Consider the following 24,996-nt stretch of genomic DNA (forward strand, 5'->3'; position numbering starts at 1 on the left):
GGTCCTAACCATCCATCTGCCCACGGTGCATTCCGTATTGTGTTGCAGTTAGACGGTGAAGAAGTGAAAGACTGTGTACCTGATATCGGTTATCACCACCGTGGTGTGGAAAAGATGGCTGAACGTCAAACTTGGCATTCTTTCATTCCTTATACAGACCGTGTGGACTACTTAGGTGGTTGTGCGCAAAACATGCCTTACGTGTTAGGCGTTGAGCAAATGGCAGGCATTACTGTGCCTGATCGTGCACAATGTATCCGTGTGATGATGTCTGAATTGTTCCGTATTAATAACCACTTATTGTTTATTGGTACTGCAATTCAAGATGCCGGCGGTATGACGCCAGTGTTCTACATGTTCGCCGATCGTCAAAAAATCTATGACGCCATTGAAGCGATCACCGGTTACCGTATGCACCCAGCATGGTTCCGTATTGGTGGTACTGCACACGACCTTCCAAACAACTGGCAACATTTAATCCGTGAAATCTTGGATTGGATGCCAAAACGTTTGAAGGAATACCATACAGCAGCGCTGAAAAACTCGGTGTTTATTGGTCGTACCCGTAATGTTGCGCAATACGATGCGAAATCTGCATTGGCTTGGGGTGTAACAGGTACAGGTCTACGTGCAACAGGTATCGACTTTGACGTTCGTAAATATCGTCCGTATAGCGGCTACGAAAACTACGACTTCGATGTACCAGTTGAGTACGAAGGTGATGCTTACGCGCGTGTGATGGTTCACTATCGCGAAATCGAAGAATCACTGAAAATTATCAAGCAATGTCTTGATAACATGCCATCTGGCGCGTACAAAGCCGACCATCCATTGGCTGTTCCACCGCCAAAAGACAAGACATTACAAGATATTGAAACCTTGATTACGCACTTCTTAAGCGTATCTTGGGGTCCTGTAATGCCAGCAGGCGAAGCGTCTGTGATGGCTGAAGTGGTGAAAGGTGCGTCGAACTACTACTTGACTTCTGATAAGTCAACCATGAGTTACCGTACCCGTATTCGTACACCAACCTTCACGCATTTACAGCAAATGCCTTCTGTGATTAACGGCAGCTTAATGTCTGACTTAATCATTTATTTAGCGACCATTGACGTCGTAATGGCTGACGTGGATCGCTAAGGGGTAAACGCATTATGATGATTTTGACTGATAAAAAACCACGTGTGAACGTTGAAGGAATTTTGACTGCGGACGAAATTCACGACATCGAACATCACATTGGTCACTACCCGTACCCACGTGCAGCGTGCCTTGATGCGCTCAAATGTGTACAGCGCCGTAATGGTTGGGTAGATGATGCGCAAATGAATGCCATTGCACAAATGCTTTCAATGAGCGTAGCGGACTTAGAAGGTGTTGCCACTTTCTATAACCGTATTTACCGTCAACCTGTAGGCCGCAATGTCATTTTATTATGTGACTCAATTGCGTGTTTCTTAATGGGTGCGGAAACGTTAGCAGAAGCTTTCCAACGTGAGCTTGGGATCTCGTTTGGTCAAACTACAGCGGATGGTCGTTTCACGATCTTGCCAATTTGCTGCTTAGGTAACTGTGACAAAGGTCCAACTTTGATGATTAATGAAGATACGCACGGTTTAGTTGAAGTGTCTTCAGTGAAACAGTTATTGGAGAAGTATGTATGAATACTGAACCAAAACCGATTTACGGCGACGGTAACCCAGAAACTCACCCATTAACTTGGCGTTTGAGCAAACAGGCCAACGTACGCAGTGCGGATGACTACGAAGCTTTAGACGGTTATGCAGGCTTTAAAAAAGCACTTTCAATGCAACCTAAAGAAGTATTGGATGTGGTTAAAGCGGCAACGGTTAAAGGCCGTGGTGGTGCAGGTTTCCCAGCAGGGATCAAATGGTCTTTAATGGCACCAAATGATAACTCAGGTCCACGTTACCTCATTTGTAACGCCGATGAAATGGAACCAGGTACCTTCAAAGACCGTTTGTTGATGGAAGACCTTCCACACCAATTGATCGAAGGCATGTTAATTGCAGGCTATACGCTAGAAGCCACTCACGGTTATATCTTTATCCGTGGTGAGTACATCGAAGCTGCAAAATACTTAAATGAAGCTTTAGAGCAAATTCGCGCTAAAGGTTATTTAGGTGACAACATCTTAGGTACAGGTTGGAACTTTGAGTTACACGTGCATACCGGTGCGGGTCGTTATATTTGTGGTGAAGAAACTGCATTGATTAACTCGCTTGAAGGTCGCCGTGCAAACCCACGTACCAAGCCACCATTCCCGCAAGTTGCAGGTGCTTGGGGTCGTCCTACGATTGTCAACAACGTAGAAACCTACAACAACTTACCAGCCATTATGCTACGTGGCCCAGAATGGTACGTTGGTTTATCTCAAGGTAAATCAAAAGATCCAGGTACTAAAATTTACGGTGCATCAGGCAAAGTAAAATTCCCAGGTCTTTGGGAATTACCATTTGGTACCACAGCGCGTGAAGTAATTGAAGATCATGCCGGCGGCATGAAAGATGGCTTAACGCTTAAAGCATGGTTACCAGGTGGTGCATCAACTGACTTCTTGGCAGCTGAGCATATTGATTTGCCAATGGATGCCGAAAGCATCATGAAAGCAGGTTCTCGTTTAGGAACGTGCTTGCTTATGGTGGTAGATGAAACCCAATGTATGGTGTCTGCAACGCGTAACTTAGAAGAATTCTTTGCGCGTGAGTCATGTGGTTTCTGTACACCATGCCGTGATGGTTTACCTTGGGCGGTTAAAGCGCTTAAAGCACTTGAAGATGGTACAGGTAAGAAAGAAGATATCGATCACTTACAAGAGCTTACTCGTAAGCTTTGGATTGGTAAGACTTTCTGTGCACATGCTCCTGGTGCAATGGAGCCGCTTATGGGCGCACTTAAATATTTCCGTCATGAGTTTGAAGCGAAAGTCGTTGATGCGGCCGCTAAAACTTCTGATGTAAAACCAGCTTAAGGAATTCGACTATGGCTACAATTCATGTCGATGGCAAATCGTACGAAGTCGACGGTTCAGAGAACTTGCTACAAGCATGTTTGTCTTTGGGTCTGGATATCCCGTACTTTTGTTGGCATCCATCCTTAGGTTCTGTCGGTTCTTGCCGTCAATGTGCGGTGACCCAATATGCGAATCCTCAAGATACGCGTGGTCGCTTAGTGATGTCATGTATGACACCGGCTGCTGACAATACCTATATTTCGATCGAAGACAAAGAAGCCAAAGATTTCCGTGCTTCTATTGTTGAGTTCTTAATGACCAACCATCCACACGACTGTCCAGTGTGTGAAGAAGGCGGTCACTGTCATTTACAAGATATGACTGTGATGACTCAGCACGATCGTCGTCGTTATCGTTTCACCAAACGTACGCACTACAACCAAGAGCTTGGCTCATTCATTTCACACGAAATGAACCGTTGTATCGCATGCTACCGTTGTGTTCGTTACTATAAAGACTACGCGGGTGGTACAGACTTTGGCGTGTATGCCAACGCATCACGTGTCTACTTTGGTCGCCCTGAATCAGGTACTTTAGAATCTGAATTCTCGGGTAACTTAACTGAAGTATGCCCAACAGGTGTGTTTACCGACAAAACTCACTCAGAACGCTACAACCGTAAATGGGACATGCAGTATGCGCCAAGCGTATGCCAAGGCTGTTCTTCAGGTTGTAACATCTCTCCGGGTGAGCGTTATGGCGAATTACGTCGTGTAGAAAACCGTTATAACGGTGAAGTAAACCAATACTTCCTGTGCGATAAAGGTCGTTTCGGTACCGGTTATGTCAATAACGCTGATCGTCCGCGTCAACCACAATTCCGCTCAGGTGCAAACGTGACTACAGTTTCTGTAGACCAAGCGCTTGATACCGTAATTGCAAATATCCAAGGTCAAAAAGTATTGGGTATTGGTTCACCGCGTGCATCACTTGAATCGAACTTCGCGCTACGTGAGTTAGTCGGTCAAGACAACTTCTCAACAGGTTTGTCACAAAAAGAACAAAACCTAGTTGAGCTTGCAGCGTCAATCATGCAAACCGAGGGTGTTTACAACCCGAACATGCGTGAAATTGAAAGCTACGATGCGGTGTTAATCTTAGGTGAAGACTTAACCCAAACTGCGCCACGTATGGCTTTATCTGTTCGCCAAGCTGCGAAAAATAAAGGCAAAGCAATGGCGGCAGAGCGCCGTACCCAAGATTGGTTGGCTGAACCTGTGCAACGTATTGCGCAAGATGCTAAATCTCCGATTTACATTTTAGCGGCTACACAAACACGTTTAGCTGATGTAGCTGAGGGTGAAGTGGTTGCTTCTCCAAACGACATTGCGCGTTTAGGTTTTGCAGTTGCTGCTGCGGTGAAAGGCGAAACTGTTCTTGGTCTTGATGACGATGCCAAAGCATTTGCTCAAACCATTGCAGATACTTTAAAAGCTGCGAAAAAGCCATTGATCATCTCTGGTACAAGTTTACAAGATGCTGCCATCATGGAAGCTGCTGCACAAGTTGCACAGAATCTGGGTCATGCAGGTCTAACTTTAACTGTGCCTGAAGTAAACTCAATGGGCTTAGCCATCTTTGGTGGTAATAGCTTAGAACAAGCGTTTGCACAAGACTATGACACTGTTGTGATTGTAGAAAATGACCTTTACCGTCGTTTACCTACAAAACAAGTTGATGCTGCGTTAGCTAAAGCTAAAAACGTGATTGTGCTAGATCACTCAGAAACTCAAACAGTGAAAAAAGCCGACATCGTTTTGTCTGCTGCTTCATTTGCTGAAGGTGACGGTACGGTTGTTTCGCAAGAAGGCCGTGCGCAACGTTTCTACCAAGTGTATGACCCAAGCTATTACAAACCAGAACTTGCCATTAAAGAATCTTGGCGCTGGTTACATGCCATTGAAACAGGTGTGAAAGGTAAAGCGATTTCTTGGACTGTACTGGATGATGTGATTGAGTCTGTTGCTAAAAACGTTCCAGCTTTAGAAGCAATTCAAGACGTAGCACCAGATGCCGGCTTCCGTGTACATGGCTTAAAAGTTGCGCGTGAACCACGTCGTTACTCAGGTCGTACTGCAATGCGTGCGCCGTTGTCGATTCACGAACCAAAACAACCAACAGACAAAGATTCTGCATTAACATTCTCAATGGAAGGTTATGTTGGTAATCAAACGCCATCAGCATTGGTGCCGTTTGCATGGTCTGCAGGTTGGAACTCACCACAAGCTTGGAACAAATTCCAAGAAAACGTGGGCGGTTCATTAAAAGGTGGTGATTCAGGCGTTCGTTTATTCGATCGTTTAGCAAAACGTCCAGCACGTAGCTTTGTTGCGCCAACACCAGTGCTTGTGAATGCTGACAGCTTCCGTCTTGTGCCGATGCATCATATTTTTGCATCAGGTGAATTTACGGTGAAAACACCTGCGATGGAATCACGTATTCCTGAGGCAATGTTTGCTGTAGGTGAGCAAGATGCTGCACGCTTGAATGTTCAAGACGGCCAAAAAATCACAGTGAAAGCGGGTGATGCAGAAGTTGTGCTTCCTGTTCAAGTGATTGAATATTTACCTACAGGTTACATCGGTTACCCAGTTGGTCTTGCACCTACGGTATCTCTTGCAGAGCCTGTGTCAGTCAAGGCTGGAGTGTAATTCATGGAACAAGAATTAATGCGTCAAACGCCGCTGTGGGCTGAAAGCTGGCCGATTGCGTACTCAGTGGTTCAAGCGATTGCAATTTTACTTGTGGTTGTTTTAATTGCTGCGTTGATGTCTTTTATTGAACGTCGTCTTTTAGGTCTTTGGCAAGATCGTTACGGTCCAAACCGTGTCGGTCCAGGTGGTATTTTCCAGATCGTTGCCGACATGCTTAAAATCATGTTCAAAGAAGACTGGACACCTAAATTCGTAGACAAATTGACTTTCCGTATGGCACCAGCAGTTGCGATGGCAACTGCGGTGTTATCGTTCATGGTTATTCCTGTAACACCATATTTAGGTGTTGCAGATATGAGCATTGGCCTATTGTTCTTTATGGCAATGGCAGGTATTGCTGTGTATGCGGTGTTATTTGGTGGTTGGTCATCAAACAACAAATACGCATTACTCGGTGGTCTACGTTCTGCAGCGCAAACCATTTCGTATGAAGTGTTCTTAGGGATCTCGTTAATGGGTGTGGTGGTCATTGCCGGCTCATTTAACTTACGTGAGATCGTAGAAGCACAACAAGGCGTATGGTTTGTGATTCCACAATTCTTAGGTTTCTTAATCTTTGTGGTGGCAGGTGTTGCGGTAACGCATCGTCACCCATTTGACCAACCAGAAGCAGAGCAAGAATTGGCAGAGGGTTACCACGTCGAGTACGGTGGTATGAAATGGGGTATGTTCTTCGTTGCCGAATATGTAAACGTGGTGTTGATCTCAGCATTAATCGTGACATTATTCTTCGGTGGCTGGTTAGCTCCATTCGGTCTAGATTTCCTTCCACCAATATTCTGGTTTGTGATTAAAACAGCATTCTTTGTAATGATGTTTGTATTGGCACGTGCTGCGCTGATGCGTCCACGTTATGATCAAGTCATGAACTTCGGTTGGAAAATTTGTTTGCCATTAACGCTAGTTAACTTGCTAGTTACTGCTGCTGTAGTGTTGTGGTAAGGGCAGGGAGAACAAAATGTTTAAATTTCTAGCTGGGGTCGGGTCAGTCGTTCGTTCGTTGTTTATGGTATTTAGCCATGTAACGCGCAAACGTGACACCATTATGTATCCAGAAGTGAAAGCTGAGGACATCGTACCACCACGTTTCCGTGGTCGTATTGTATTAACCCGTGACCCTGATGGTGAAGAGCGCTGTGTTGCGTGTAACCTGTGTGCGGTTGCGTGTCCTGTTGGCTGTATTTCACTACAAAAAGCAGAAAAAGAAGATGGTCGTTGGTATCCGGAATTTTTCCGTATTAACTTCTCACGTTGTATTTTCTGCGGTATGTGTGAAGAAGCATGTCCTACGACTGCCATTCAAATGACACCTGACTTTGAGTTGGGTGAATATGTACGTCAAGACTTAGTCTATGAGAAAGAAAACTTACTCATTTCAGGTCCTGGTAAATATCCTGACTATAACTTCTACCGTGTCACAGGTATGGCTGTAACCGGTAAAGACAAAGGTCAAGCACAGCGCGAAAGCAAGCCTGTTGATGTACGGAGTCTATTACCATGATGTGGCCGTTTTATTTGATGGCACTCGTGGCCATCGTCTCTACCATTCGCGTTGTGACCAACGCCAATCCCGTTCATGCTTTATTAAGCTTGATCGTGTCATTACTTGCTGTTGCCGGTATGTTTATGATTGTGGGTGCGCCATTTGCAGGTGCGCTTGAAATCATCGTGTATGCGGGCGCGATCATGGTGTTATTCGTTTTCGTCGTGATGATGCTAAACCTAGGTCAAGCGACTGTAGAACAAGAGCGTAAATGGTTAACGTCATCAGCATGGGCATATCCTGCGCTGATGTGTTTCCTCATGGGTTTAACCCTCGTATGGACGCTCAGTTCTGAATACAACGTTGCAGGTCCACTCATGGGCACTGAAATTGTTGGTCCGAAGGCTGTGGGTATTGCACTCTTTACTGAATACTTACTCTTGGTTGAAATCGCTGCCATGTTATTGCTTGCTGCGCTTGTCGCTGCATTCCACATTGGTAAACGTGAACCAGGTGCAGAAGAGGACACACAATAATGGGCAACATTCCTTTAGAGCATGGTTTGATTGTTGCAACAATTCTTTTCGCACTTGGTTTTTACGGTGTGATGGTACGACGCAACCTTCTTTTTATCTTAATGAGCCTTGAAGTCATGATGAACGCTGCTGCCTTAGCGTTTGTATTGGCAGGCAGTGCTTGGGCACAGCCAGATGGCCAAATCATGTTCATCTTGATCTTAACGCTTGCAGCAGCAGAGGCGTGTATCGGTCTTGCGATCGTTCTTCAGTTCTACCATCGCTTCCATCACTTGGATGTAGATGCGGCTAGTGAGATGCGCGGATGAGTTATTTATATTTAACAATTTTATTCCCGCTCATTGGTTTTGTACTATTAGCAGCGGGTCGCCACAAGCTGCCTGAAACGGTTGCTGCCATTATTGGTGTAGGCGCGGTTGGTCTATCTGCATTATTTGCTTTAATTGCAGGTATTGATTTTGTCAACAACGGCAAAGAGTTGTATGTACAACATCTTTGGACGTGGTTTAACGTAGGCGGTTTTGCCCCGGGCATTAGCTTACAACTTGACGGTTTATCACTGCTCATGCTTGGCATGGTTACAGGTGTGGGTTTCTTAATTCATATCTTTGCATCATGGTACATGCGTGGTGAACAGGACTTTGCACGTTTCTTCTCTTATTTTAACCTGTTCGTTGCAAGTATGTTATTGCTTGTATTGGGTGACAACTTAGCGTTGTTATTCTTAGGTTGGGAAGGTGTGGGTCTATGTTCTTACCTATTGATTGGTTACTACTACCAAACGCCATCAAACGGTTTGGCAGCAATTAAAGCCTTTACGGTTACGCGTGTAGGTGACGTATTCTTACTGATTGCCTTGTTCTTGCTTTACCAACAATTTGGTACTTTGAATACACAATACATCGTGGAAAATGCGGCAACTGTAATGACACAAAGTTCGTCAATTACATTGTGGACTGCATTGATGTTGTTCTTAGGTGCAGCAGGTAAATCAGCACAGATTCCGCTACAAACGTGGTTAGCAGACGCAATGGCAGGTCCTACACCTGTATCTGCGTTAATCCACGCAGCAACCATGGTTACAGCAGGTGTTTACCTGTGCTGCCGTTTGTTCTCTGTATTTGAACTTGCACCAGAAGTGATGATGTTTATCTCAATCACAGGTGCGGTAACATTACTTGTGGCTGGTTTTGCAGCGCTGGTTCAAACTGACATTAAACGTATCCTTGCTTACTCAACCATGAGTCAATTGGGTTATATGTTTATGGCAGTGGGTGCAGAAGCTTACCAAGCAGGTTTGTTCCACATGCTCACCCACGCATTCTTTAAGGCATTATTATTCTTGTCGTCAGGTGCTGTGATTTTAGCGTTCCATCACGAACAAAACATTTTCAAAATGGGCGGCTTGTTCTACAAGAACAAATTCTTGTTTGCATGTTTCGCAATTGGTGGTGGTGCCTTAGCTGCAATTCCATTCTTAACCATTGGTTTCTTCTCAAAAGACGCAATCTTGGCAGCAGTTTGGACACAAAGTCATTTAGCAGGCTTACCGGTTTACAATACGTTGTACTGGGTTGGTGTTGCAGGTGCGTTCTTAACGTCAATTTATACATTCCGTTTAATTTGGGTTGTATTCTTTGGCAAAGAAAACACGCCTTATCATGAAATTAAAGGCGTAAGCTACTGGATGCCACTTGCAATTCTTGCGGTGTTATCAACAGGTCTTGCGATTGTGCTTAAAGCACCAGTGATGAGCATCCTTGATGCTGCAAACATTCCTGCTTTCATTATTCCTGAGAATCTTGTTGCAGGTGCACATGGCGCCGAATACATCGCAATTGCGGTGGCGTTGTCAGGTTTGGCTGTAGGCGTGGTGTTATTTGCTTTTGCTTACAATGCTGTCAAAGGCTTTGCCAATACCTCAGTGGGTGCAGGTTTAGCCAACATTTGCCGTAACGCACTTGGTTTTGATGCGTTGTATGACATCATCTTTGTTAAACCTTACTTGTTGATTGCTAAAATGTTAGGCCGTGATCCAATCGATGGTTTGTGGCTCATGCTTCCTGCGATTGTTCGCGGTGGTCATAGCTTCACAAGTTCACGTCAAACGGGTTCATTACGCGATTATGCTGCGAGCATGGCATTGGGTATTATTGTACTTCTGATGCTATTGATCGTGATTCAGATCGTGGGGAAATAAGATGGAAATCACAAACAATTTTCTTTTACCCGCGCTGATCCTTGTACCGTTCATTGCAGGTTTCGCATGTTGGTTGGTCGATAAACTCGACCAACAACTGCCGCGCTATATTGCGCTTGTGGGTATGCTGGTCACACTAGGTTTAACCTTAGTGTTATGGCAAACAGGTACGTATAACTATGAATTAGGCGCTCAAGTTCCGACTTGGTCGGCTGAATTCTTAGTGCCTTGGATTTCATCTTTAGGCATTAACATTCACTTAGCGGTGGATGGTTTATCACTTCTTATGGTGGGCTTAACTGCATTGCTAGGTATTTTAGCAGTCGGTTGTTCATGGGGTGAGATTCAAAAACACGTTGGTTTCTTCCACTTAAACCTTTTATGGTCTTTAGGTGGTGTGATTGGTGTGTTCTTGGCGATTGACTTATTCTTGTTCTTCTTCTTCTGGGAGATGATGCTGGTTCCAATTTACTTCTTGATCGCTCTTTGGGGTCATAAAGGTGATGCGGGCAAGTCACGCGTATATGCGGCCAATAAATTCTTTATCTATACCCAAGTTGCAGGTTTAATCATGCTCATCGGTATCCTAGGTCTGGTGATCTACGGTTACATGATGACAGGTAACATTAGCTTCAACTACAACTTCTTGTTGGGTGTAGCCAACACTCTAGATGCACAAGTGCCTTCATTGGCGTATGCATTTATGATCTGTATGTTTATTGGTTTTGCGGTAAAACTTCCAGTTTTCCCATTACACGGCTGGTTACCAGATGCCCACGCGCAAGCGCCAACAGCAGGTTCTGTTGATCTTGCAGGTATCTTAATTAAAACAGCAGCGTACGGTTTATTGCGTTTTGTGATTCCGTTCTTCCCGGCTGCATCTGCACAATTTGCAGATATTGCTATCATCTTCGGTTTAATTGGTATTTTCTACGGCGCTTGGTGTGCTTTCCAACAAACCGATATGAAACGTTTACTTGCGTACACGTCGATTTCACACATGGGCTTTATCTTACTTGCGATTTACGCAGGTAACATCTTAACCTTCCAAGGTTTAATGATCATGATGTTGGCACACGGTTTATCGTCTGCTGCGTTGTTCATTATGTGTGGTCAAGTCTACGAGCGTTTACATACACGTGATTTACGCTTAATGGGCGGTATTCGTGGTCAGTTCCCATACCTTGCATTCTTCTTAATGTTCTTTGTTGCAGCATTGGTGGGTATTCCAGGTTTAGGTAACTTTATTGGTGAATTCTTGATCCTGATGGGTTCATACGCAAAATTCCCATTGTTCACGATCCTTGCCACCATCAGCTTAGTTTTTGCCGGTCTTTACGGTTTAATCTTAATTCACAAAGCATTGTTTGGTGTGCCAAACGAAGAGCAGCGTGAACATTATGCGTCTTTAAAAGATTTAAATGCGCGTGAAGTGATTGTACTTTTAATCTGTGCCGTTGGTCTGTTATGGCTTGGTCTGTATCCACAAAGCTTCCTTGATATTTCAAATTCAAGCATGGCGTGGTTAGCAAACAGCTACATTCCAGTGCAAGAAGTCGTTGAAGTTGCCCAAGAAGCTTCAGTTCAACTCGAAAATGTGGAGATCCAATAAGTCATGAACTTCACACTGTCATTTTCTGAACTTATGCCATTAGCACCTGTCATGATTGTCGGTTTAACCGCAATCGTGGCAATGCTACTGACAGCGCTTAAACGTAACCATAACCTTGTTGCAACTGCAGCGGTGATGGGTTTAAACCTGTCTGTGATTTACCTTTTAGTAATGTTATTTGGTTCAAGCTTTGCTCCATCCAATGTGATGGGCATGTTTATGGTTGACCAATTTACCGTACTGTATCAATTGATTATCGTGATTGCAGCACTGGCTTGCTGCACACTGTCACATGCCTACATTGAAGGCTATAAAGACCACCGCGAAGAGCTGTATCTATTGATGCTGTTCTCTGTGGCAGGCGCTATGCTTATGGTGGCAAGCTCGCACTATGCATCGTTCTTTATTAGCTTAGAGTTAATGTCGATTCCTGTTTACGGTATGTTGGCGTATACGCATCAGCGTACTAAGTCATTAGAAGCAGGCGTTAAATACTTAGTTTTATCAGCAACTGCATCTGCAATGTTGCTCATGGGTATGGCATACATTTATGCTTACACAGGTTCATTGTCGTTCTATGATTCTGTACAAGCATTAATTGAAAACATCTCTCAGCCAATGGTGATTTTAGGTTTAGGCTTAATCATCTTTGCGGTGGCGTTTAAATTATCTTTAGCGCCATTTCATAAGTGGACACCCGATGTATATGCAGGTGCACCAGCACCAATGGCCACGTTCTTAGCAACAGCTGCCAAAGTTGCGACCATTGGTTTATTTGTACGTTATTTATTAACTTCAGGCGCAATCTTAATTGATTCGATTGTGACTATTTTAACTATTCTTGCAGTGCTATCTATTCTTGTAGGTAACTTGCTAGCCGTTAAACAAGTGAACTTGAAGCGTATCTTAGCGTACTCATCAATTGCACATTTTGGTTACTTGTTGATTGGTTTAATCAGCATGACCTATGCAAGCTTAGGCAACGTGAGTGTGTATGTGATCACTTATGTATTAACCACCATTGGTGCCTTTGGTGCGATTGCGTTAATGTCTAGCCCATACAATAACCTTGATGAAGCTGAAAGCTTAGCTGATTACCGTGGTTTATTCTGGCGTCGTCCAGTATTAACTGCAGTGCTTACAGTGATGATGTTGTCTTTGGCGGGTATTCCGTTAACAGCAGGCTTCATTGGTAAGTTCTTGGTAATCATGGCTGCGGTCACCACTCAGCATTGGTTCTTAGCGGCAATGATCATTGTCGGTTCTGGTATTGGTTTGTACTACTACCTACGTGTGATGGTTGTGATGTATATGACACCACCAGAAACACCACGTATTGACGCCGACAAAGAATGGGGTCAAAAAGTGGGTGGTATCATGGTGTTGATCGTGACTGCTGCTGTACTTGTGATCGGTGTTTACCCAGATCCAATTATCCAACTTGCACTTGAAACAGAGATTTTATCTCCGCTTCATTTTATGTTAAGCCAGCAATAATTTAAAATTATTCTAACTTAACAAAAAAGCCCTCAGTTTGAGGGCTTTTTTTATTTATCCCATCGTGCAAAAAGCCCTATAATAGAATAAATTTTATCTTTAACCTTTTAGGTGCTCTCCCGTGGCTATTCATGAAATTCGACATCCACTGATTCGACATAAACTCGGTCTTTTACGCCGTGCTGACATTAGTACAAAAAACTTTCGCGAGCTAGCGCAAGAAGTCACTATGCTTTTGACTTACGAAGCAACCAAAGATTTACCTATGGTTGAACAGGAAATTGACGGTTGGAATGGCACAGTAACTGTAGATCGTATTGCGGGTAAAAAAATTACCGTGGTCCCTATTTTACGTGCTGGTATTGGCATGTTAGATGGTTTTTTAAACCTTATTCCAAGTGCTAAAGTATCGGTTTTGGGTTTAGAGCGTGATGAAGAAACCCTAGAAGCACGTACTTACTACAAAAAATTAGTGCCAGATGTACAAAATCGCCTTGCCATGATCATTGACCCAATGTTGGCTACAGGTTCATCTTTGGTGGCAGCAATTGATGTATTAAAAGCAAGTGGCTGTAAAGATATTCGCGTGATGGTTCTTGTGGCTGCACCAGAAGGTATTCAACGTGTTGAAGCTGCACACCCTGATGTAATTATGTTTACTGCGTCAATTGATGATGGCTTAAACGAAAATGGTTATATCGTGCCAGGTCTAGGTGACGCAGGCGATAAAATCTTTGGTTCTGTTCAAAAAGATTGATTTTTGCAGAGCAAAAAAAGAGGCTAGTGTAGCCTCTTTTTTATATAATCTATTTAAGTAACTTACAAGATAGGGCAGCGCAATGAAAGATGAATTATTACAAGGTAAGATCAAGCAGTACGATGCAACTAAAGGCTTTGGTTTTATTGGTTATGTAGATGGTGACATCTTTTTCCATATTTCAGATTTCCCACAAGATGGGGTTGAACCTAAGCGTAATGAACGTGTTAAATTTGTCGCACAGCGTAATGGCGAAAAATTTAAAGCAGTAAAAATTGAGCGTGTTGAAGACACCTCTAAAAAGGCGGTGAAATCAAAAGTCGCAAAACATAATAAATCAATTACATCAGCGCTATTGTCAAATTTACGTGGTTAATAACCACACGCAAAAAGAGGTCATTTGACCTCTTTTTGCATATTTAAAACGATTAAAAAATACAAGGGGGTAGCATGCAAAAACAACAAGGTTCAGTAGTGATTGCTTTAATTGGATTATTAAGTTTGGCTGCAATATTTGGGTTGTATTGGGGCTATCAAAAATATCAAAGCCATCAACACATGCAACAACAACACGTACAACAGCTTATCTCAGAGCAACAACAAATTGTCCTTGCCCAGCGTGCAGCACATGGTCATTTACCCGATGAGATTAAAATACAGCCCATTGAGCGTCAAGCTTTAGTCGAGCGTACGCCCATTCAAACCCAGCCACTTAGCGCACGTAAAGAGTTTACTTGTGATGGTCGTGAGCATTGTTCGCAAATGCGCTCTTATGAAGAGGCTGTGTTTTTTAATCAATATTGCCCTAATACTAAAATGGATGGCGATCAAGATGGTATTCCATGTGAACAACAGTTCAAGCGTGGTTTTTAAACATTTTGTATAAAAACTTAACAATAGTACACAATACTTATTTTTTTTGTTTACAATATCACGTACATTAAGAGGAAGGTAAAGCTGCGTAAGACAGCGACCTACTCATTGGTGAAACCTTAAAGTGATGGTAATGAAAAGACTAAATGTGTTGCGACAACCGAAATGGTTAGTTGGTGTCATGATCGTACTGTTGTTGGCTGGTTTAAGCTATATACAGATTTCTAATCAACGAGCAGCCATGATGGTAAAACTAGGTGATTCACAGCAAAGACAATTATTAGACTATCAAAGACAAGCTGTGGTACGCCATTCTGAGTTTAAAATTCAGCCACGCCAATCCTATTTTTGTGCAGGACGTTTTTATTGTGTAGAGCAATCTGTAGTGCAACCATAATAAAAGCACCCGAGGGTGCTTTTATTATTTTTCACAAAATCGCATAAAGGCTTTGAGTCCCGGCCCTTGGTATTTCTGACGATGCACCAACATAAACAGTGGGCGTGCCAATTGCCAAAATGGGGTTTTTAAAATCACCAATTGACCTTTTTCAAGCAAAGGCTCAATGGCAAGTTTTGAAATACAAGATAAGCCAATACCACCTGCCACGATTTTTAAAATCGCTTCGTTGTGACCCAAAGTGAGGCGAATGTTGGCATCTGGTACATCTTGTAAAATAGCATTATCAAATACTTCGCGTGTCCCTGAACCTTCTTCACGTAAAATCCACTCAGCATCAATAAAATCTAAAGGCGTGAGCGCACGTTGAAGTTGTGCAATCGGATGAGTCGGTGCACAGCACACAGCAAGTTCATCATCGCGCCAATGAATACATTGTAATTGGGGTAAATGACATGAACCTTCAATTAAAGCCAAATCAAGCTGAAATTGATTGACTGCTTCAATCATTTGACGGGTATTGCCCACTTGCAATTGTAAATGCGCTTGGGGTTGAATTTGTAAAAAATCTGCCATTAAATCAGGCATTAAGTAATCACTAATGGTTAAGGTTGCCCCTAAACGTAGATCAATACTTTGTAATTCACCTTTTGCCGCTTGTTCAAACGCTTCGCAACGACCTAAAATCTCGAGCGCTTGAGGCAGTAAAAAACGCCCTAAGTCATTGAGTTGTAATCGCTTGCCTAAACGATCGAACAGTGGAGCACCTAAACCATCTTCAAGATCAGCCAGTGCCATACTTGCCGCACTTTGCGTAAGCTTGACTGCATCACTGGCTTTGGTGACGGTACCCTCTTGAGCGACTGCTACAAAAACAGCCAGCTGACGTAATGTCATGCGCATGAATATAGCCTTAATATTGAAAAAATATTCATAAATTATCGTGTCATGCTACCATGAGCGCAGTCTTTGATGCCACGTTGAAATTATGTCAATTGAGAAATTTACACAAGAAAAGGTTTTATCTGTACATCGTTGGACCAATACCTTGTTTAGCTTTACCTTAACCCGTCCTGCACATTTTAAGTTTACAGCAGGGCAATTTGCTCGCATTGGACTCAAAGTGGGTGATGAGTTGGTGGTGCGTGCTTATTCGGTGGTGTCATCGCCGTTTGATGAAACCTTAGAGTTTTTCTCAATTGTGGTACCCGATGGCGCATTTACTTCAAATTTACAGCATTTAAAAGTCGGTGATGAACTGTATTTAGAGAAGATTCCCTATGGCTTTTTAACCCTTGCACGTTATCAATTGCCCGCGCCACAAGATTTATGGTTATTGGGAACAGGTACGGGTTTAGCACCATTTTTATCGATGCTGCAAGATTTTGACACGTGGTCAAAATATCAAAACATCAATTTAGTCTATAGCGTGCGTACTCAAGCCGAATTGGCTTATAGCGAGCGTATTGCACAAATTGCACAGAGCTTTGGCGAAGGGCATAGCGGTTTTAAATTTATCCCGATTATTACCCGTGACCCAAATGCTATTTTGCATGAGCGCTTACCCGTATTAATTGCCAATGGTGAGCTTGAAAAAGCCGCAAGCATGCCACTTAATCCGGCTACTAGTCACGTGATGCTGTGTGGTAATCCACAGATGGTAGATGACACTAAAGAAGCACTCAAAGCCCGTGGCTTAAGCATGAATCGCCGTGGTGAGGGCAATATTGCGGTAGAAAATTACTGGTAATCACATGCTACAAAAAAAACCTCCTGTTGGGAGGTTTTTTAAATTTAATGCACAAACATATCCATAAACTCACGGATTTCTTGAATGGCAGTGTCTACATCAGTGGATAGCCACGTCGGTTCAAATAAACCGGCATAATGATCTAAGCGATCTTGTGGCACAACCAAGCGCACAGGACATTCTTCTTCAATCAAACGCCATGGGATAATCGGCACTTCATTGTCTAAAAAAGCCGCCACATTGCGAATATCAATCACCATGGCATTGACGCATTCAGGAAAAGGCATCACTGAAAATTCTTCGGTACGACGACGAAAATATTCTAAATCGCCCCATTTGAGTTGATAGCTTGCTTTATTAAAGCCAATAATGCCAATCAAATTTTGATCACGCGTATAGTGTAAGGTACATTGATGCGTGACATCCGTGTCTAAATCAAGCGTTACACTCTGTTGACGATACGCCATAAAGTAACAACGAAGCAAAAAAAAGGTCGCCCATTATAGCTTAAAATTTGGCAAGCAACTGACTATTCGTTCACCATGTTGCTATGCTTCTTCACACAACGCAACACATGAAGTTGTTAGTATAAAAATCAAACAACTCAAGGTGGGACGCAATATGCCACACAATGAAAATAATTCGCATCATGCTGCCAGTGCTTCAGAAACCCAACAAAAAAAGCGCTTACCGATTTATATTTTAATGATTGTTGGGGTGTTTTTGGCCGCACTCATTTTTTATATGATGGCCGATGGCAAACCCAAGCCAAGTGAAGCACCGCCTGGGCACCCAAATCCAACAGCCAATGTAAGTAGCCCAAGCACCACAGCAACAGCCACTGATGAAGCAACCGCCACGGCACCTTAAAATTTTCTTTATAAAAGCTCTAGCGATTCCACTAGGGCTTTTTTTGTGGCGTTTTGGTGTAGTTTGCATAGAATGACTTGAATAAAAAATATACAAAATTTAAGGTGATACAGATAGAACAGGCTGGGCTTGACCCAAATACATAATGAAAAAATAAGAGGATAACAAGATGAATGATTATTTTGAGCGCAGCGGAAATGGCATAAATGCCATGTATTATTGGGAGCAATTTCATCCCATTTTGGCCGCCATTGCCATTTTAGTTGTGGGTTGGATCATTGCACTGGTCGTGGCATCGGGCATTAAAAAGCTATTACAAAAACTCGGCACCGATCAAAAATTGAGTAGTGCCACGGGTCACCGTGCCAATATTGAATCAATTGTGTCCAAAGTGGTCTTTTGGCTGGTGATGATTATTGCCGTGATTGGTGCGCTCAATGCTTTAAACTTAAATAGCGTGAGTGGTCCATTTAGTAATATGGTGCAGCAGTTCTTGTTGTTTGTACCGCAATTACTAGCTGCAATTGCTGTTGGTTTTATTGGTTGGTTGGTGGCCAATGTTGCCAAAGTAGGTTTACAAAAGTTACTTGATCGCACGCAATTGGACGAAAAACTTAGTGCAGATGTAGGCGTGAGTCCTGTAAGTCAAAACATCAGTGAAATTGTCTATTGGCTGATTTTATTGCTATTTTTACCGATTGTCTTATCAATTTTAGGTTTAACCGGTCTGTTGCATCCTGTGCAGAACATGGTTAATCAAGCGGTTGGCTTTTTACCTAACTTATTTATTGCAGGCATTATTGTCTTTGCAGGTTATATCTTGGCAAAGATTGTGCGTGGCATTGTCGAAGGTCTTGGCAATAGTTTAAATTTACAACAGCAAGCTGAAAAAATTGGCTTATTTAAAGGTTCAAATTTACCACGTTTATTGGGTTCATTTTTATTTGCGGTGGTGATGATCACGGCCCTGATTGTGGCATTTGAAGCGCTTGGCGTTGAGGCTATCTCACAACCTGCAACTGCAATGTTGCATGAAATTATGAATGCCATCCCACATATTATTGCTGCAGGCTTAATCTTAATTGTGGCTTATGTGGTATCACGTTTTGTGGCTAAATTGGTGGTTGAAGTTTTAGCAGGCACAGGCGTAGATACTATTCCTGAAAAAGTCGGGGTACAGCGCTTTTTAGGAACCACTAAAATTTCATGTGTGGTGGGTTACTTAATTGTATTCTTTACCATGCTGTTTGCGGTGTCTGAAGCTGCAAACCGTTTAGGCTTTGATCAAATTAGCGATCTAATCGCGATGTTTATTTACTTTGGTGCCAACATCCTATTAGGTGCGGTCATTTTAGTGATTGGTTTTTGGCTGGCAAATATTGTGGCCAATGTGGTGCAACGCGGTGAACACAAAAGTTCACGTTGGTTAGCCAATTTGGTACGCGTTTTAATTATGGGCTTAGTCTTGGCCATGGGCTTACGTGCCATGGGTATTGCCGATTCAATTGTCAACTTAGCCTTTGGTTTAACTTTAGGTGCGGTCGCCGTGGCTTTCGCTTTGGCATTTGGTTTAGGTGGTCGCCGACCAGCCGAGCGTGTTTTGACGGACTTGATTGATCAAGCCAAAGCACAAGCCAAAGAGGTGAAGTCGATGGCAGATGATGTCATGGATACATCGTCTAACAAAACTGCAACTACACAGCCTCATCAAGCACCTGTAGAAGTTTTTGATCAATCTAAATCGACTGTAGTACCTGATCGTTTGGTGATTGACCCTGACAACAAGCCATTAAATAACCCGTATGGTTCGACAGGCGAATCAGAAACTGATACTGATATTTCACCTGAAGATAAAAAATAAACCTTTGTATGCGATGGGTCTGAGTGCCCATCGTATTTATTTTAAGGAAGATAGAATGAGATTTAAAAAACCCACTAATCGTATCGCACCTGCTGTGATTGCAGGGGTAACCATTGGCTTACTGGTTGCAGGTTATAAATTTGTTTTTGCCAATAAAAAGCCAAAACTCGAGCGTCAAGATCGTGAAAAAGCGCAGCAAGAGCAGGAAAACCAAAAAGACCGAGAACAAGCAATTAAAGAAGAGCAGCAACACGAAGATAAAAAAGCGGAGGAAAAGCAGGCTGCTGAAGCAGATCAACAGCCGAAATAAAGCAAAATCTTAAACGTATTGGGCAGCAGCATGTGCTGAAGCCCATGCCCATTGGAAGTTATAACCACCCAAATGGCCTGATACATCCAACACTTCACCCACAAAGTATAAGCCTTTTTGCTTTTTACTTTCCATGGTTTTAGACGACACTTCTTCGGTATTCACCCCACCTAAAGTTACCTCGGCAGTACGATAACCTTCAGTGCCTGATGGTTTAACTTCAAAGCCATGTAATTGGGTAGCAATCGCTTCTAACTTATCATCACTTAAATTGCCAATGGCTGTATCGGCATGTTCTAACCAAATTAAGCTTTGTAATTCAAGCACAACACTTTTAGGCAAATGCTCGTTGAGTAAGGTACGCAACAAGACTTTAGGTTGTGCAGTTTTCTTGGTCTTAAAAAATGCATGTAGATCTAAACTGGGTAAAAAGTCGATCTGAAATGCTTGACCACTTTGCCAATAATTAGACAGTTGCAATGAACTTGGCCCGCTTAAACCGCGATGGGTAAATAACAAGGCTTCAGTAAAGCTATTGAGTGGATTAGATAAAGTCGCTTCAACAGCATTGCCGCTTAAACGAGTGGTGACTTCTTTAAAATGATCTGAGAAGGTAAAAGGCACCAAACCGGCACGCGTGGGATAGACATGATGCCCAAATTGTTTGGCAATTTCATAGCCAATGCCCGAACCGCCTAAGGTTGGAATAGATAAACCACCACTTGCTACCACCACTGATTCAGCTTCAAAAAAACCTAAAGTCGTAGCCAATTGGAAACCTTGCCCATCTACCGTATTCACTTCTTTCACTTCAGCACTGGTTTTAATGGTGACTAAACCAGTTTTTTCACATTCTTTTAACAGCATGGCTAAAATGTCTTTGGCGCCATTTAGGGTAAACAGTTGCCCATGTTTGCGTTCTTCATATTCAATGCCATGGTCGCAGACCAAACCAATAAAATCCCAATTGCTATAACGACTTAACGCTGAAATCACAAAATGTGGATTATGTGACACATAGTTTTCCGGCTCAACATACAAATTGGTAAAGTTGCATTTACCACCGCCTGACATGAGAATTTTTTTACCCACTTTATTGGCTTTTTCAAGTACCAATACACGACGACCGCGTGCAGCTGCCATGGCTGCCAGCATTAAACCCGATGCACCAGCACCAATTACAATTACATCAAATACAGGAGAAGACACGGTAATTTACCAACAGCCAAAAACAAAGGCGTGCATTATAGCCAATTTTTAAGCATTTTTCAGAATCAGATCCTGCCTTGTAAACCACCACTATGAATGACCAACAGTTTTTGCTGAGTGTTAATTTCACCACGCTCAATCATCTTAAAGATGCCATACAACATTTTGGCGGTATAAACCTGTTCTAATGGAATCAGATACTTCGCTTCAAAATTGTGCATAAACTCAAGTAACTCGGGTGTGGTTTTGGCATAACCACCACAACAAAATTCATCGCTGATCGACCAATTGTGTTTAAGGGTAAGTTGTGCCACATCACGCTTTAAAAAATCACCTTTTAAGGCAGAAAATCCCAAAATATGTTGCTGACTATGGCTGGCTTCAATTAAGCCAGTGATAGTACCACCCGTACCAACAGCACAACAAATGAGATCAAAATCTTGATCTTGTGGAGTTAATATTTCACAGCAACCTTGAATGGCAAGCGAATTTGTACCCCCTTCAGGCACAATATAGGCATGTGGATAGCGTTGTTTTAATTCATTTAAATATTCAGCATTTTGTTTATGACGATATTGTTCACGCGAAACAAACTCAAATTGCATCCCAAAATTTTTGGCTGTTTGTAAGGTTGGATTAAGTGGCTTAGATTGAAGCTCTAAACCCCGAATTATCCCTACGCTGTTTAAACCAAACTCATGCGCTGCAAAGGCTGTTGCAGCAATATGATTGGAATATGCTCCACCAAAAGTGAGAATCTGCTGATCACCATGCTGCATCGCATATTCAATATTATATTTAAGTTTAAAAAATTTATTGCCAGAAATATGAGGATGAATTAAATCAAGCCGCTTAATACTGATGATTACACCTAAATAATCAATCACTTGGGTGGGAGTGCTCTGTGCAAGATCAGTAAAAATAGGTGGGCTCATAACAATGATGCTAAAGATTTAAAAGGCAATTTCTTATATCATGATAAAAGCGAAAACAACAATAAAATGGGAGGCACTATGAAAGGCTGCTATGTATATTTAACCCTGTGTTGGATTTTATTGGGCTGTGAGCCAACCCCAACACCTGAGCCGCCTCGTACTATGATCATTGGTGGCGTGCCTGTAGCTGAGCGCGATTATCAACTGCCAAAGCACACACAACCTGTTGAAAAATAGACTCACTATAGGACGGTGAGTTTTATAGGTAATTAAAGGCCTAGCATATTTGAGCGATAACATGCTTGAACATGGTATTCGTCTTTTATGCTTGAAATAAATAATCATGGTCATCTGAGTGTGCTTAATGAGCTGATACGAGCTTTTAAACTATATGGTTTAGGAAAATTAACTGTTGGGTATTTTTAATGGTGGAGTGACCAAGCATCACCCAATTTGATGCAAATACGAAATTTTAAGGTAGATGCTTGCTTGGGTTAAAGCATGTTGGTCATACACAAGGCTTGCTAAGTTTCCTATAAAAATTCAGCTTGGCAAATTTTTCATATGCTGTTTTTTGTCGAATAGTGAAAAAACAGGCAGTAAAAAAAATCTGAACAGCGTAAAATTGCGCTTTATTTTTCTCCCAAACCTTTTAGGAATCGCAATGGAATCTTTGATGATTTTAGGCTCAATTGCCTTAGCATTGATGTTGGGTGCCATGAGCCCCGGGCCGACATTTATTTATGTGGCTAAAAACTCGATTGCGGTTTCGCGTAAACATGGTTTGTTTACCGCTTTAGGTACCGGAACAGGTGCGGCAATTTTTGGTTTATTGGCAGTAATGGGCTTGCAAGCCTTGTTATTGGCAGTGCCATCGGCGTATTTAATGCTAAAAATTTGTGGTGGTCTGTATTTATTGTGGTTGGCGTATAAAATTATTAAACATGCCAAAGAGCCTGTTGCCAGTGTGGATGGCAAAGCGCAGCTGATGAGTTATCGCCGTGCTTATGTGTCAGGTTTAATTACACAAATGAGCAATCCTAAAATTGCCATTGTGTTGGCCAGTATTTTTACTGCACTTTTGCCAAAAGATATTCCAACTTACTACTACGTTGTGTTGCCTATGCTGTGCTTTTTTATTGATGCAGGTTGGTGTTCTTTGGTTGCCGTGGCTTTATCGGCCGATAAACCACGCCGTATCTACCTACGTTTTAAAGCGATGTTTGACCGTGGTGCGGGCATTGTAATGACGGTATTGGGCTTAAAATTATTGTTTGGTACAAAATAAATAAGAAACCCTCTCATACAGAGGGTTTTTTACTGATATTAATCTTTAAAGTGAAGCGGCATCCATTGATAACTTACGCCGTGTTTATAAATATAACCTAAACCCGGAAATGGCAAATGTGGTGCTGCAATGAGTTGACCATCTTGAGCATATTGGGCAAAGTGTTGAAGTCGGGTTTGTATCGCAGCTTGCGGGTCAATATCAAACTCAATGGCGGTTTCAGGTTTTTCAAACTGTAAGCTATGTGAATGCACAATATCTCCAATAAATACCACGTCTTGACCATCTGCTTTTAATTTAAAACTGTAGTGTCCCGGGGTATGACCAAAAGAGGGTTTAAATTCTACATCGCCAAAGCGTAAAGATTTATCTGAAAAGAGTTTAATCTTTTTGGCTGCTTCATACGGTGCAAGCGCAGCTTTGATTTTTTCAACTGTAGCTAAGAAGCCGATCTGTTTGTCTTTGGGTAGTTTTTTAACTGTATTAGGATTCAACCAGTAGTTATATTCAGTTTTAGAAATATGTAAGTTAGCATTTGGATAATTGGCGACCCCATTATTTGCAATGCCACAAACATGATCAGGGTGTAAGTGGGTCAGAAAAATACCATTGACTTGGGTAGGCTTATAACCTGAAGCTTTTAAGTTGTTATAAATAGAACCTAAGTGTGTACCAAAGCAGCTTGCCGCACCGCTATCGATCATTAAAAGCTGTTTGCCTGTATTGATTAAAAAGGCATTGACTGAAGTTTGTATACCTTTGTCATTCACTGCTGCGTACTTTTTTAAAATTTCTATTTTTTGAGTTTCGTTTAAGCCTTTAAATAAAGCTGGATTTAAATAGTTTGTACCATCCAAGAGGGCAGTGATTTGAGTATTTCCAATTTGGTGATGGTAGTAGCCAGCGACTTGTTTTGGAGCTGAAATGCTTGTTGATTCAGCCGCTTGAGCGGTGATGCCTGTGGTGCTTAGAGCAAGTGTAAGGAATATGGATTTTATGGTTTTCATAGATTTATTTTAAGGTTTAAAGGAATAGATTGTTTTTAGCATGTTGAGAAAAAAAATTCATTGGGTTTTAATTCAAGTAATTCATTCTAATTAAAAGAGAGTAAGTGCAACCACATGTCGAATTATATTTCAGAACCCAATCAACATATTGAAGAATATTTGGATTATTACTTCGATGGAGAAAAGAATTTTGAGTACGCTGTGCTTTTGAATGGTGCATGGGGAAGTGGTAAGACATGGTTTGTAAAAAAATATTTAGAAAAGAAACAAGATGGTAAAAGAAAGATTTGCTATGTGAGCTTAAATGGAATAGCTAAAATTTCTATGATCGATGAGGCTATTTTTAAAAGTATTCATCCAATTCTTGGCAGTAAAGGTGCAAAGTTAGTCGGGCAACTAGGTAAAGGTTTACTGAAAGCAACTTTGAAAGTTGATTTAGATGGTGACTCCAAACCAGATGTGTCAGTAAATGCTACGTTGCCGAGTTTAAACCTTCCTGATTATTTACAAATTGATGAAAAATTTATTCTTGTTTTTGATGATCTAGAGCGCTGTGAGTTAAAAAAAGAAGAAGTTTTAGGCTACATTAAGTTGACAAAAATAACTAATCATGCGAAAAAGTTTTTTTAGTTAACAGATGTTCACACATGCCTCGAATTGTTT

General features: G+C 42.1%; 27 protein-coding genes. 22 read left to right on the forward strand and 5 right to left on the reverse strand.

The genetic code is table 11. The annotated features are described in order from the left end of the window. The 15 genes from nuoD to Q0017_RS10005 all read left to right on the forward strand — a co-directional run. The coding region (nuoD, locus tag Q0017_RS09935; RefSeq protein WP_298146139.1) for an NADH dehydrogenase (quinone) subunit D at positions 1-1,140 on the forward strand (1,140 nt) is incomplete at its 5' end. 14 nt (positions 1,141-1,154) lie between these two features. Continuing rightward, positions 1,155-1,664: an NADH-quinone oxidoreductase subunit NuoE gene (gene nuoE / locus Q0017_RS09940; RefSeq protein WP_298146142.1), complete on the forward strand. Its 510-nt coding sequence runs from the start codon at positions 1,155-1,157 to the stop codon at positions 1,662-1,664. After that, positions 1,661-2,992 (forward strand): NADH-quinone oxidoreductase subunit NuoF, encoded by a 1,332-nt coding sequence (gene nuoF, locus Q0017_RS09945; protein WP_298146145.1) that lies wholly within the window; start codon positions 1,661-1,663, stop codon positions 2,990-2,992. The genes nuoE and nuoF overlap by 4 nt, the downstream gene beginning before the upstream one ends. A gap of 11 nt (positions 2,993-3,003) precedes the next feature. Next, entirely contained in the window at positions 3,004-5,685 is a 2,682-nt protein-coding gene (nuoG, locus tag Q0017_RS09950; protein ID WP_298146148.1) for an NADH-quinone oxidoreductase subunit NuoG, read from the forward strand. 3 nt (positions 5,686-5,688) lie between these two features. Continuing rightward, entirely contained in the window at positions 5,689-6,690 is a 1,002-nt protein-coding gene (gene nuoH / locus Q0017_RS09955) for an NADH-quinone oxidoreductase subunit NuoH (protein ID WP_298146150.1), read from the forward strand. Positions 6,691-6,706: 16 nt separating this feature from the next. Then, positions 6,707-7,249 carry an NADH-quinone oxidoreductase subunit NuoI gene (gene nuoI, locus Q0017_RS09960; protein ID WP_298146153.1) on the forward strand — a complete coding sequence of 181 codons (543 nt, stop codon included), beginning with the start codon at positions 6,707-6,709 and terminating at the stop codon, positions 7,247-7,249. Next, positions 7,249-7,767, forward strand: a complete 519-nt coding sequence (gene nuoJ, locus Q0017_RS09965) for an NADH-quinone oxidoreductase subunit J (RefSeq protein ID WP_297426016.1) — start codon at positions 7,249-7,251, stop codon at positions 7,765-7,767. Before nuoI ends, nuoJ begins: the two co-directional genes overlap by 1 nt. Continuing rightward, positions 7,767-8,075 (forward strand): NADH-quinone oxidoreductase subunit NuoK, encoded by a 309-nt coding sequence (nuoK, locus tag Q0017_RS09970; protein WP_297425929.1) that lies wholly within the window; start codon positions 7,767-7,769, stop codon positions 8,073-8,075. Before nuoJ ends, nuoK begins: the two co-directional genes overlap by 1 nt. Further along, entirely contained in the window at positions 8,072-9,967 is a 1,896-nt protein-coding gene (gene nuoL / locus Q0017_RS09975; protein WP_298146156.1) for an NADH-quinone oxidoreductase subunit L, read from the forward strand. Before nuoK ends, nuoL begins: the two co-directional genes overlap by 4 nt. 7 nt (positions 9,968-9,974) lie before the next feature. Further along, the gene (gene nuoM, locus Q0017_RS09980) at positions 9,975-11,579 is read left to right on the forward strand and encodes an NADH-quinone oxidoreductase subunit M (protein WP_298146193.1); all 1,605 of its coding nucleotides are present in this window, start codon (positions 9,975-9,977) and stop codon (positions 11,577-11,579) included. Positions 11,580-11,582: 3 nt separating this feature from the next. Next, positions 11,583-13,076 (forward strand): NADH-quinone oxidoreductase subunit NuoN, encoded by a 1,494-nt coding sequence (gene nuoN, locus Q0017_RS09985; protein WP_298146159.1) that lies wholly within the window; start codon positions 11,583-11,585, stop codon positions 13,074-13,076. A 121-nt stretch (positions 13,077-13,197) separates the two neighbouring features. After that, positions 13,198-13,833, forward strand: coding sequence for a uracil phosphoribosyltransferase (gene upp, locus Q0017_RS09990; protein WP_297425938.1), 636 nt, complete (start codon positions 13,198-13,200; stop codon positions 13,831-13,833). An 82-nt stretch (positions 13,834-13,915) separates the two neighbouring features. Beyond that, entirely contained in the window at positions 13,916-14,209 is a 294-nt protein-coding gene (locus tag Q0017_RS09995) for a cold shock domain-containing protein (RefSeq protein ID WP_297425941.1), read from the forward strand. Positions 14,210-14,283: 74 nt separating this feature from the next. Next, positions 14,284-14,706: an excalibur calcium-binding domain-containing protein gene (locus Q0017_RS10000; RefSeq protein WP_298146162.1), complete on the forward strand. Its 423-nt coding sequence runs from the start codon at positions 14,284-14,286 to the stop codon at positions 14,704-14,706. A gap of 133 nt (positions 14,707-14,839) precedes the next feature. Continuing rightward, positions 14,840-15,103, forward strand: a complete 264-nt coding sequence (locus Q0017_RS10005) for a hypothetical protein (protein WP_298146164.1) — start codon at positions 14,840-14,842, stop codon at positions 15,101-15,103. Between the two features lie 24 nt (positions 15,104-15,127). On the opposite strand, the gene gigC is transcribed toward Q0017_RS10005, so the two are convergent. Further along, positions 15,128-16,006, reverse strand: coding sequence for a LysR family transcriptional regulator GigC (gene gigC / locus Q0017_RS10010; RefSeq protein ID WP_298146167.1), 879 nt, complete (start codon positions 16,004-16,006; stop codon positions 15,128-15,130). Positions 16,007-16,091: 85 nt separating this feature from the next. Here gigC and Q0017_RS10015 point away from each other — a divergent pair, with 85 nt between their 5' ends. Beyond that, positions 16,092-16,853 carry a ferredoxin--NADP reductase gene (locus Q0017_RS10015; protein ID WP_298146170.1) on the forward strand — a complete coding sequence of 254 codons (762 nt, stop codon included), beginning with the start codon at positions 16,092-16,094 and terminating at the stop codon, positions 16,851-16,853. 44 nt (positions 16,854-16,897) lie between these two features. On the opposite strand, the gene Q0017_RS10020 is transcribed toward Q0017_RS10015, so the two are convergent. Continuing rightward, complete coding sequence (locus Q0017_RS10020; RefSeq protein ID WP_298146173.1) at positions 16,898-17,320, reverse strand: hypothetical protein; 423 nt, start codon at positions 17,318-17,320, stop codon at positions 16,898-16,900. A 154-nt stretch (positions 17,321-17,474) separates the two neighbouring features. Between Q0017_RS10020 and Q0017_RS10025 the strand changes: the two genes are divergently transcribed. The 3 genes from Q0017_RS10025 to Q0017_RS10035 all read left to right on the forward strand — a co-directional run bounded on the left by Q0017_RS10025 (position 17,475) and on the right by Q0017_RS10035 (position 19,894). Beyond that, complete coding sequence (locus Q0017_RS10025) at positions 17,475-17,723, forward strand: hypothetical protein (RefSeq protein WP_298146175.1); 249 nt, start codon at positions 17,475-17,477, stop codon at positions 17,721-17,723. Between the two features lie 169 nt (positions 17,724-17,892). Next, positions 17,893-19,584, forward strand: coding sequence for a mechanosensitive ion channel (locus Q0017_RS10030; protein ID WP_298146177.1), 1,692 nt, complete (start codon positions 17,893-17,895; stop codon positions 19,582-19,584). Between the two features lie 55 nt (positions 19,585-19,639). Further along, positions 19,640-19,894, forward strand: coding sequence for a hypothetical protein (locus Q0017_RS10035; RefSeq protein WP_298146199.1), 255 nt, complete (start codon positions 19,640-19,642; stop codon positions 19,892-19,894). A gap of 9 nt (positions 19,895-19,903) precedes the next feature. Here Q0017_RS10035 and Q0017_RS10040 read toward each other — a convergent pair whose 3' ends face one another. Continuing rightward, on the reverse strand, positions 19,904-21,103 hold the full coding sequence (locus Q0017_RS10040; protein ID WP_298146179.1) for an NAD(P)/FAD-dependent oxidoreductase: 1,200 nt from the start codon (positions 21,101-21,103) through the stop codon (positions 19,904-19,906). A gap of 65 nt (positions 21,104-21,168) precedes the next feature. Then, complete coding sequence (locus Q0017_RS10045) at positions 21,169-22,026, reverse strand: 1-aminocyclopropane-1-carboxylate deaminase/D-cysteine desulfhydrase (RefSeq protein ID WP_298146196.1); 858 nt, start codon at positions 22,024-22,026, stop codon at positions 21,169-21,171. Positions 22,027-22,116: 90 nt separating this feature from the next. On the opposite strand from Q0017_RS10045, the gene Q0017_RS10050 reads away from it, so the two are divergent. Next, on the forward strand, positions 22,117-22,275 hold the full coding sequence (locus Q0017_RS10050; protein WP_298146181.1) for an NF038215 family lipoprotein: 159 nt from the start codon (positions 22,117-22,119) through the stop codon (positions 22,273-22,275). Between the two features lie 427 nt (positions 22,276-22,702). After that, positions 22,703-23,326, forward strand: coding sequence for a LysE family translocator (locus Q0017_RS10055; protein ID WP_298146184.1), 624 nt, complete (start codon positions 22,703-22,705; stop codon positions 23,324-23,326). 38 nt (positions 23,327-23,364) lie between these two features. On the opposite strand, the gene Q0017_RS10060 is transcribed toward Q0017_RS10055, so the two are convergent. Next, positions 23,365-24,333 carry an MBL fold metallo-hydrolase gene (locus Q0017_RS10060; RefSeq protein ID WP_298146187.1) on the reverse strand — a complete coding sequence of 323 codons (969 nt, stop codon included), beginning with the start codon at positions 24,331-24,333 and terminating at the stop codon, positions 23,365-23,367. A 114-nt stretch (positions 24,334-24,447) separates the two neighbouring features. Between Q0017_RS10060 and Q0017_RS10065 the strand changes: the two genes are divergently transcribed. Continuing rightward, entirely contained in the window at positions 24,448-24,963 is a 516-nt protein-coding gene (locus Q0017_RS10065) for a P-loop NTPase fold protein (RefSeq protein ID WP_298146190.1), read from the forward strand. Positions 24,964-24,996 lie beyond the last annotated feature (33 nt).

It is taken from the genome of uncultured Acinetobacter sp. (assembly GCF_947624825.1).
In the GTDB taxonomy this organism is placed as follows: Bacteria; Pseudomonadota; Gammaproteobacteria; order Pseudomonadales; family Moraxellaceae; genus Acinetobacter.

Coding starts and splice junctions, on each gene's coding strand:
- nuoE (WP_298146142.1), top strand. CDS start 1,155: ATGATGATTTTGACTGATAAAAAACCACGTGTGAACGTTGAAGGAATT.
- nuoF (WP_298146145.1), top strand. CDS start 1,661: ATGAATACTGAACCAAAACCGATTTACGGCGACGGTAACCCAGAAACT.
- nuoG (WP_298146148.1), top strand. CDS start 3,004: ATGGCTACAATTCATGTCGATGGCAAATCGTACGAAGTCGACGGTTCA.
- nuoH (WP_298146150.1), top strand. CDS start 5,689: ATGGAACAAGAATTAATGCGTCAAACGCCGCTGTGGGCTGAAAGCTGG.
- nuoI (WP_298146153.1), top strand. CDS start 6,707: ATGTTTAAATTTCTAGCTGGGGTCGGGTCAGTCGTTCGTTCGTTGTTT.
- nuoJ (WP_297426016.1), top strand. CDS start 7,249: ATGTGGCCGTTTTATTTGATGGCACTCGTGGCCATCGTCTCTACCATT.
- nuoK (WP_297425929.1), top strand. CDS start 7,767: ATGGGCAACATTCCTTTAGAGCATGGTTTGATTGTTGCAACAATTCTT.
- nuoL (WP_298146156.1), top strand. CDS start 8,072: ATGAGTTATTTATATTTAACAATTTTATTCCCGCTCATTGGTTTTGTA.
- nuoN (WP_298146159.1), top strand. CDS start 11,583: ATGAACTTCACACTGTCATTTTCTGAACTTATGCCATTAGCACCTGTC.
- Q0017_RS09995 (WP_297425941.1), top strand. CDS start 13,916: ATGAAAGATGAATTATTACAAGGTAAGATCAAGCAGTACGATGCAACT.
- Q0017_RS10000 (WP_298146162.1), top strand. CDS start 14,284: ATGCAAAAACAACAAGGTTCAGTAGTGATTGCTTTAATTGGATTATTA.
- Q0017_RS10005 (WP_298146164.1), top strand. CDS start 14,840: ATGAAAAGACTAAATGTGTTGCGACAACCGAAATGGTTAGTTGGTGTC.
- gigC (WP_298146167.1), bottom strand. CDS start 16,006: ATGCGCATGACATTACGTCAGCTGGCTGTTTTTGTAGCAGTCGCTCAA.
- Q0017_RS10015 (WP_298146170.1), top strand. CDS start 16,092: ATGTCAATTGAGAAATTTACACAAGAAAAGGTTTTATCTGTACATCGT.
- Q0017_RS10020 (WP_298146173.1), bottom strand. CDS start 17,320: ATGGCGTATCGTCAACAGAGTGTAACGCTTGATTTAGACACGGATGTC.
- Q0017_RS10025 (WP_298146175.1), top strand. CDS start 17,475: ATGCCACACAATGAAAATAATTCGCATCATGCTGCCAGTGCTTCAGAA.
- Q0017_RS10030 (WP_298146177.1), top strand. CDS start 17,893: ATGAATGATTATTTTGAGCGCAGCGGAAATGGCATAAATGCCATGTAT.
- Q0017_RS10035 (WP_298146199.1), top strand. CDS start 19,640: ATGAGATTTAAAAAACCCACTAATCGTATCGCACCTGCTGTGATTGCA.
- Q0017_RS10050 (WP_298146181.1), top strand. CDS start 22,117: ATGAAAGGCTGCTATGTATATTTAACCCTGTGTTGGATTTTATTGGGC.
- Q0017_RS10055 (WP_298146184.1), top strand. CDS start 22,703: ATGGAATCTTTGATGATTTTAGGCTCAATTGCCTTAGCATTGATGTTG.
- Q0017_RS10060 (WP_298146187.1), bottom strand. CDS start 24,333: ATGAAAACCATAAAATCCATATTCCTTACACTTGCTCTAAGCACCACA.
- Q0017_RS10065 (WP_298146190.1), top strand. CDS start 24,448: ATGTCGAATTATATTTCAGAACCCAATCAACATATTGAAGAATATTTG.